The organism is Pseudomonas edaphica (assembly GCF_005863185.1).
Lineage (GTDB): Bacteria > Pseudomonadota > Gammaproteobacteria > Pseudomonadales > Pseudomonadaceae > Aquipseudomonas > Aquipseudomonas edaphica.
This window is the reverse complement of the sequence record NZ_VBVZ01000988.1, coordinates 1-1,291: the sequence shown is the minus strand read 5'-3', so window position 1 is coordinate 1,291 and position 1,291 is coordinate 1. Positions and strand designations below refer to the sequence as shown.

Sequence of the window (1,291 nt, the reverse complement as noted above, 5' to 3'; positions counted from 1 at the left end):
CTGCTGGCCTTGCGCTTTTCCCCGGCGGCCACCCTGGCGTTTGTCATGGGCGCTGGGTTTATCGCAGATACCGCGAGCCTGCCGCTGGTGGTGTCGAACCTGGTGAATATCGTCTCGGCGGATTACTTCAAGATCGGCTTCAACGAGTACGCAGCAGTAATGGTGCCGGTGAACTTCGTCAGTGTCGCCGCCACCCTTGGGGTCCTGCTGTGGTTCTTTCGCCGCGATATTCCCCAAGCCTACGACCCGGCCGACCTGGAAGACCCCGCCAGCGCCATCCACGATCGTGCGACCTTTCGCGCGGGCTGGTGGGTGCTGGGTATCTTGCTGGTGGGCTGTTTCGCGCTAGAGCCGCTGGGCATTCCCATCAGTGCGATTTCTGCCGTGTGCGCCGTTTTGCTACTGGTGATCGCCGCCAAGGGCCACAAGATCTCTACGCGCAAAGTGTTGAAAGAAGCGCCGTGGCAGATCGTGGTGTTTTCCCTGGGCATGTACCTGGTGGTCTACGGCCTGCGTAACGCCGGCCTGACCACCTACCTCGCGACCTGGCTCGACACTTTTGCCACCTACGGCGTGTGGGGCGCGGCCATGGGCACCGGCGTGCTGACGGCGCTGTTGTCGTCGGCGATGAACAACCTGCCGACGGTGCTGATCGGCGCGCTGTCGATCGAGTCCAGCCATGCCGTGGGCGTGGTCAAGGACGCGATGATCTACGCCAACGTGATCGGCAGCGACCTGGGCCCCAAAATCACTCCAATCGGCAGCCTGGCCACCTTGCTGTGGCTGCATATCCTGGCGCGCAAAGGCATCACCATCACTTGGGGTTATTACTTCAAGGTCGGCATCGTGCTGACCTTGCCGGTGCTGTTGATCACCCTCGCCGCCCTCGCCTTGCGCCTGAGTCTCTGAAGGAAATACCGCTATGAAAGTCCTGTTCATGTGTACCGCCAACAGCTGCCGCAGCATCTTGTCCGAGGCGATGTTCAACCACCTGGCGCCGGCAGGTTTCGAGGCGATCAGCTCCGGCAGTTTCCCCAAGGGCCAGGTACTGCCGCGCAGCCTCAGCACGTTGCAGGCAGCGGGCATCAGCACCGAAGGCTTGTACAGCAAGGGCAATGAGGCCTTTGAGGGCAGCCCGCCGGATGTGGTGATTACCGTGTGCGATAAAGCTGCGGGTGAAGCCTGCCCGGTGTATTTCGGGCCGGCGCTGAAGGCGCACTGGGGGTTGGAAGACCCGTCGGATGTTCAGGGTGACGAGGCCCGTGTAGACGCCGCCTTCAAGGCCACGCTC

2 protein-coding genes are annotated in these 1,291 nt (G+C 62.3%); both read left to right on the top strand.

All coding sequences use genetic code 11. The features are described 5' to 3' along the window. Nucleotides 1–909 (top strand): arsenical efflux pump membrane protein ArsB (gene arsB / locus FEM54_RS32715; protein ID WP_138454301.1); only part of this gene is annotated, 909 nt, incomplete at its 5' end. Between the two features lie 13 nt (nucleotides 910–922). Continuing rightward, nucleotides 923–1,291 (top strand): arsenate reductase ArsC (locus FEM54_RS32710; protein WP_138454300.1); only part of this gene is annotated, 369 nt, incomplete at its 3' end.